Origin of the sequence: Nitrosopumilus sp. b1, from assembly GCF_014078545.1 — an archaeon.
Classification (GTDB): domain Archaea; phylum Thermoproteota; class Nitrososphaeria; order Nitrososphaerales; family Nitrosopumilaceae; genus PXYB01.
This window is the reverse complement of record NZ_MU078777.1, coordinates 1-7,101: the sequence shown is the minus strand read 5'-3', so window position 1 is coordinate 7,101 and position 7,101 is coordinate 1. Positions and strand designations below refer to the sequence as shown.

Annotated in this window: 5 protein-coding genes and 2 pseudogenes; 2 read left to right on the top strand and 5 right to left on the bottom strand. The window is 35.3% G+C overall.

Translation table 11 applies throughout. From position 1 onward, the window contains the following. Positions 1–1,263, bottom strand: a pseudogene (locus tag C6988_RS10720) (peptidase); the annotation flags it as partial. A gap of 106 nt (positions 1,264–1,369) precedes the next feature. On the opposite strand from C6988_RS10720, the gene C6988_RS10715 reads away from it, so the two are divergent. After that, a complete protein-coding gene (locus tag C6988_RS10715; RefSeq protein ID WP_182135432.1) occupies positions 1,370–2,722 on the top strand; it encodes a cation-efflux pump in 1,353 nt (450 codons plus the stop codon). A 125-nt stretch (positions 2,723–2,847) separates the two neighbouring features. Here the strand turns inward: C6988_RS10715 and C6988_RS10710 are convergent, their stop codons facing one another. The 4 genes from C6988_RS10710 to C6988_RS10695 are packed head-to-tail and all read right to left on the bottom strand — an operon-like array spanning position 2,848 to position 6,655. Then, entirely contained in the window at positions 2,848–3,942 is a 1,095-nt protein-coding gene (locus tag C6988_RS10710; RefSeq protein WP_182135430.1) for a metal ABC transporter permease, read from the bottom strand. A gap of 6 nt (positions 3,943–3,948) precedes the next feature. Further along, positions 3,949–4,899 (bottom strand): metal ABC transporter permease, encoded by a 951-nt coding sequence (locus C6988_RS10705; RefSeq protein ID WP_182135428.1) that lies wholly within the window; start codon positions 4,897–4,899, stop codon positions 3,949–3,951. 20 nt (positions 4,900–4,919) lie between these two features. Further along, positions 4,920–5,687 (bottom strand): metal ABC transporter ATP-binding protein, encoded by a 768-nt coding sequence (locus tag C6988_RS10700; RefSeq protein ID WP_255464486.1) that lies wholly within the window; start codon positions 5,685–5,687, stop codon positions 4,920–4,922. Then, the gene (locus C6988_RS10695; protein WP_182135424.1) at positions 5,687–6,655 is read right to left on the bottom strand and encodes a metal ABC transporter solute-binding protein, Zn/Mn family; all 969 of its coding nucleotides are present in this window, start codon (positions 6,653–6,655) and stop codon (positions 5,687–5,689) included. Before C6988_RS10695 ends, C6988_RS10700 begins: the two co-directional genes overlap by 1 nt. A 148-nt stretch (positions 6,656–6,803) precedes the next feature. Between C6988_RS10695 and C6988_RS10690 the strand changes: the two are divergent. Then, a pseudogene (locus tag C6988_RS10690) lies at positions 6,804–7,101 on the top strand (hypothetical protein); the annotation flags it as partial.

The window sequence follows — 7,101 nt, the reverse complement described above, 5'->3', positions numbered from 1 at the left end:
AGCTGTCGTTCCAGGTTCAAAACTAATTCCTTTTGTTCCCAATTCCACTGAAGCAGAAAATGAGCCAGTGAGGATGGATTTACTCTCATCATTGTATGTTATGGTTCCAGTTTGTCCTCGAGGCGCATTAGAAGTAACACCAATAGTAGATTTTTTTCCATTATCATAATTTCTAAAAATTCCCGAATTAGGTGAGGTTTCTACAAAAGTTACAATTTTTGAAAATGTGTTTGTACCATCAGTGACAAAAGCATCTGGTTGATCATCGTTTGTCTTTAATTCAAGAATGGAGCCTAAACTCATTGTTAGTTCTCCATTGTCTTCAAAATCTAAAGAAGAGAGATGAGGAATAATGTTGATTAGGCCTGCTCCTCCATTTCCAGAATCAGAGCCAGACTCTGTGTAGGCCTGATAAAATGTTCTTTTTGTGGAATTGATATTAAAGGTCCAAGAATCTTCATCGGTTGGATCCTGATTCAATTGGATGTCATTAATTGTTACAAAAACTTCAGCGCCTGCTGGATAGTTTGATCTATCAAGAGTCATGGAGATATTAGGAATTTCATCATACTGCAAATTAACTACTTGAGTTTGTCCAGGTTTATTGTATTTTATTTCAACATCGTCAAATGAAAACAGTTGAATGATTGGCCAAGCATCTGTGTCCAGTCCTATTTGTCCAGGTAAAACAGATGGATTTGTATTAATGGATTTTGGACTACGTATTACATTATTTTTTAGAGTGCCACCAGTAAGTGTTCCAGTGCACTCAGAAAATGTAGCTTGTCCATTAGTAAAAGAGCCAGGAGTTAGTCCACCTGATCTTGGTATCGCTACACCTTGAGTTTGTGAAAAGCTTGTTCCTAAAACTGAACTAGCTGTTGACGAACTACAAAAAACTCCAAAGTCTAAACTTTCTCCCTCTGCTGCCATGCCGGCATCAGCAACTATTTGATCAGCTTTTTTTGCTTGCTGAAGATTTGCGAAATAAGCATACCAGCTACCATCTGTTCCTTGAACCATTCTAAGGTCTTTTCCATTAATGGTTACATCAGGTTCCCCAATACCATCATCAATATCTTTCAAATCTGAATCATTTACAACAACCTCAATAACCATAGAACCTGCAAAATGATTGTTAAATGAAGGATTTTCAGCAGATACATAGAGATTTGAGTTGTGTGTTGCATAGGCATCAGTCACTCCTAAAAATAATGAAATTATTGAAACAATAGATAACATCATCCAAACTTTTGGTTGCAATTATGAAAATTGGTAATTCCGACTCAAATAGTTGTCGTAGAAATCATACTACTCAAAGGCAATAATAATAGCCAAGAGCATGAAAGTGGTTTAGATCAGAATGTCAATGTTTGTTCAAAGAACCAAGGTTTTGAAGATTTCATTATTTGCTATTCTTTCAGCCTTTGTAGTAGAACTTAGTTTTGGCTTATTTTCAAATAGTCTTGCGCTAATTACAGATAGTGTTCATGCACTTTTAGATAGTGTGGTAACAGTTGTCCTACTTTTGGCTGCTAGAATGGCAATAAAACCTCCTGATGCAGAGCATACCTACGGTCATGGAAAGATAGAATCACTTGGTGGATTAATCGGAGGAATTGCCATTCTTTTGATTGCCGCATTTTTTATTTATGAATCAATTAACAGGGTTCAAAGTCCACCACCAAACATTCTACCAGGATTGTTTGCATTAACAGCAGGAGTTTACACTATTGGAGTAGACATTTTTAGAATTATTCTTTTACGAAAGTCTATTTCTAAAATTGGAGGATCAACTCTAAAAGCTGATTTCTATCATGCGTTTATGGATTTAGGCTCTACAATGGTTGCAATAGTTGGAATAATTCTAGTAACATATGGATTCTATCATGGTGACTTTATTGCTGCACTGATTCTAGGTGTTGTGCTAGCAGTACTTAGCTTAAAATTAATTTATAATTCTGCTATGGATTTGACAGACATTATTTCGCCAGAAATGGTATCAAAAGTCAAAGACATTGTATCAAATACAAGTGGTGTAGTCGGAATTGGTCCGGTTTTAATGAGAAAGTCAGGAGATACAATTTTTGCAGATGTGACAATTTCACTGAGAGGAGACACAAGTTTTGATAAAGCACATGAAATCAGTGACGAGGTAGAAAATAATATCAAAAATGAAATTCAAAATTCATCAATCACCATTCATTTTGAGCCAACATGGGAGAAAGTTCCAAGAGATGCAAAAATTAGTGAAATTTCATCAAGTGTTGAAGGAGTAAAAGAAGTTCATAACATTAGCTCATATTCATCTGAGGGAAAATTGTATGTTAGTCTGCATGTAATGGTAGATAGGGAAATCAATTTAGATGAAGCCCATAAAATTTCAGAAGTTATTGAAGATAAAATTCAAGAAAATTTTCCAGACACAGAACATGTTACCATCCATTTAGAACCATATGTCACAGTTCCAGGCAATCTCAAAATGATTGGAAAGAAAACAGAAGATGAAATTAGAGATTTGATAAAAGAATATTCAGATATTAAAAAAATTGGGCGTATAGTATCGTTTAATTTTAAAAATATTGTAAAAATCGATATAGATTGCTCTTTTGATAAAAATCTCTCAATAGAAAAGGTACATGATTTAACATCAGAGATTGAACGTAAAATTCATGAAAATTTCAAAAATGCAATTATCACTATACATCCAGAACCAATATGAAACTTGGATGATTATTCAAACAAATACATCATTATCATCTCTATCTAATTGATGAGATTTAACGGGTATTCCATAAATTGGTTCAGAGATTCTATAGTCAAAATTAAGCTAAATCAAAAATATGCTTAATTTGTGGCGTATTGCTCTGCTTGTTTACTCCCGACTTCAGTAAGAGACAAATTTTGGTCATTCTGCTGCAATAGTTTTTTTTCTTTTGCGGTATCACATAATTTTTTTGAATATGCGGTTGTCCATCCTAATGCACCAGATATACTTGAGAGAGTAACTGTATGTTGCAATTTAGTTTCATTATACAAATGAGTCAGCAAGATACCAACATCTATTTCGAGTCGTTGTTTAGAAATTCTTCTCCATCTGCTTATCAAACCCCTATTAGGTGCAAATACCCAGATTAACCCAAATACAATACCAGCAGTTGTAGCCATCGAGCCAGCAATAGACACATCAGCTAAAATTGCAATAAGATAGCCTATGACAGCACTGACAACACCCAAAGCAACTGAGAGCATTATCATTCGCGATAATCGATCTGTTAGTAAGTAAGCTCCTGATGCAGGAACAATGAAAAATGCAATTACTAAAATGGCCCCAACAGATTCAAAAGCAACAACTGCCGTGGTAGCGACCATCACCATTAACAAATAATGGATTAACATTGGCATCAATCCAACACCAACGGCAATGGATGTATCAAATGTACTAATTTTTAATTCCTTGTATAGAATTGCAATGAATGAAATATTTGTTATTGCTAAAATACCAAGAACCCAAAGAGATTTAGATCCTATGTTTAGATCATCAAAATACAAAGTGTCAAAAGGTACAAACTCAATTGAACCATACAAGACATGTTGTGCATCTATGTGAACATTACCAGCTTGTGTAACAAGAATTACACCAATAGCAAAAAGGAATGGGAATACTATACCTATTGAGCTATCTTGTTTTAGTTTACCAGTACGATACAACAATTCGACTAATGAAACGGTCAGTATGCCAGATAACACTCCTCCAACAATTACGGGTACAGTTTCTCTACCTCCAACCATAAACACAGCAATAACAATTCCTAACAACACTGCATGGCTTATTGCATCAGACATCATTGCCATTTGTCTTAATACAAGAAAAGCTCCTAACGATGCACAATTTGCTGCAACCAATACTGCAGTTCCAATTATAATTAGATCACTAGACATTCATAATCAAATCCTTGATTTTTTTTCTCCTGAAATTGTGCTAATTTTGTCCAAGTTACTTTGGTGCTGTCTTTTCTTACGAATATACTGGAAAAGGTATCCTTGTTTTGGAGAAAAGAACAAAGAGATTCCCAATATAGTAGTAATCGTAATAACTATAACAGGGCCAGTAGACATTCCTTCAGTCGTACTACTTATCATAGAACCAACAACACCGCTAATACCGCCAAATATAGCAGAAAGAATTAACATACTTTTCAAACTGGATATCCATTGTCTAGCTGCTGCAGCAGGAGCAATTAGCATAGCAACCATCAATACTACTCCAACCGTATGAAGACCAATAACGACTGCAACTACTATTACTGATGTTAATAGAGCACTGAGATATCTAGTTGGAAAACCTAAACTCTGCCCAAATGCGCTATCAAATGTTGCGATTTTAAATTCTTTGAAAAATACTATTAAAACTACAAAACATCCTGCAGCTAAAATTCCTAGATTTATGACATCAGTTTCTATCAATGCTGCTGCTTGACCGAAAAGAAATCTATCTAATCCTCCTTGACTTGCACCGCCAATACTCTGCAAATGAGTAAGGAAAACAATTCCAAGACCAAAGAAAACAGAAAGTGTTATTCCAAGTGCAGCATCTTGTTTTATTCTTGTGGTGCTTGTGATTGCTAATGTTACAATACCACCAAACCATGCAAAAACTGCAGCTCCTAACATCAAAAGCAATGAATCTTTTGCTCCAGCAAAAAGATATGCAAGCCCTATTCCGGGTAAAGCTGCATGTGATAAAGCATCTCCAAATAAGCTTTGTTTTCGTAGCACAGTAAAACAACCTAAAGCGCCACTAGTTATTCCCAATATAGCGGAGCCAAGTGCAACATATCTTAGAGTGTAATCAGTAAAAATCCCAATAAAGATTGTTAATATTTCTTCAAAAACCATTTTGATATCCGCTTTACATACTATCGAAAAGATACACGATATTTTTCCTGATATGCAGTGTCCAAATTTTCTTTTGTAAACACTTCCTTAATTGGTCCAGAAGCGATTAGATTTCTATTTAGCAATACGACCCAATCAAAATACTTGTCAACGGTTTGAAGATCATGATGAACCATTACAATGGTTTTTCCTTCTTTTCTGAGGTTTTCAAGTATTGAGAGAATTGTATCTTCCGTTACTGCATCAACTCCATTTAATGGTTCATCCATAAGGTAAATTTCCGGATCCTGAGCCAAGGATCTTGCAACAAATACTCTTTGCTGTTGACCTCCAGATAACTGTCCAATTTGTCTGTCTGCATAATCACCCAGTCCTACTTTTTCAAGACATTCTCTAGCTTTCTTTTTTGTATTAGAGTTAGGACGTCGTAACCATCCAAGTTTTCCATAAAGTCCCATTTCAACAACATCTAATGCATCAGTCGGAAAATCCCAATCAACAGAACCACGTTGTGGAACATAAGCAACTTTACTTCTCTGTTTAGAGTATGATTTTCCATAAATGCTTACTTTACCGGCAGTTATCGGAACCAATCCCATTACTGCCTTTATCAGAGTTGATTTACCTGCTCCGTTTGGACCAACAATTGCAATCATCTTTCCCTCAGGAAAATTAAGATCTATATTCCACAGTGCGGGTTCAGTACGATATGTAACAGACAAATTTTTGATTTCAATTGGATACATTTTTCCATCTTTCATGTTTGTTTGCTCAGATTTTTGTTGCATCATTTCAATGCATTTACGATTGTTTCAACGTTTTGTGTGAATGCTCCAATATAGGTACCTTCACTTGTGCCTTTTTCTCCTATCGCATCTGAAAATAATTCGCCGCCAATTACAACATCATGTCCTTTATCTTGAACTGCAGCTTTAAGAGCTTCTATAGTTGCAGGAGAAATTGATGTCTCAACAAATATAGCTTTAATTTTTCTTTGAGTGATTTCATCAGCTAAGTTTTGGATTTCTCTAATTCCAGCTTCACTATCAGTACTCCATCCCTGAATTGCCATTTCCTCTAAACCATATGCATGACCAAAATATTGAAATGCATCATGAGCAGTAACAAGAACTCTTTGTTCTTTTGGAATAGAACTCATCGTCTCTAAGCTATCCTGATTAAGATCTTCTAGTTGAATTAAATATGCTTCAAGATTTGATTCATAAAATTCTGAGTTTTCAGGATCATATTCACTTAATCCTGTTGCAACAACCTTAGCTGCTTCCATCCATAATGTAGCATCCCACCAAATGTGAGGATCAAAATGACCGGCATTATCTAAACTAAGTAATGAGTTATTGGGAATATTTTCAGAAACTGCCCACACCGCTGTTCCTTCTCTACCTATTTTAACAAATACATCACCCATTTTACCCTCCAAGTCTAGGCCATTGTAAAACACAATATCTGCATCTTGGAGTTTCTTTACATCACTTGCACTAGGACGATATAGGTGAGGATCTACTCCAGGTCCCATTAATCCCGTAACAAGAACGCGATCACCTCCAATATTTTCAACCAGATCTGTTACAACATTTGTTGTGGTTGTAACCATAATCTTTTCAGAATTATCTACAGAATTTTCATTACTTAGCAACATTTCATCAGCATCATTGTTTTGAACAAACACAGCTGAAGATATTCCTATGATAATAGCTGCAATTGCAACAATTCCAATAACAATGGGTTTTTTCATTTCTCGTAGTTTTACAATCAGTAGGTGTATTTAAAATTTAGCCTAGGCTAACTTTTTTGCACTAGGCTAAATTTATTAATATACACTAAATTTGTAAAATTTACTAAAAAATCCCAAGTTTTAACTATCAGCAAAAAGTTGCCTCAATATGCAGAAATCTGCCACCATGCTCGCAGTAGTAGGCGGGCTTATTGCTGCAGGAATTACGCTCTCATTTTATGGCTCTATGATAATAACTGAGGATCTTACTCAGGCTGTTGAAAATATTGGAGAAGGTGGAACTATGGAGATTAGTGCAGATTTAGATCCCTCTATCAATAATGAGGGAGTGTATGTTATACAGGTAATGGAATTTTCAGAAGGAATGGTTTCAGTTAGTATAGTTGATCCTCTTGGAAGTCAAATAATTTCCAAATCAGTAGAAGTAGAATCACTTGAGGAACAAT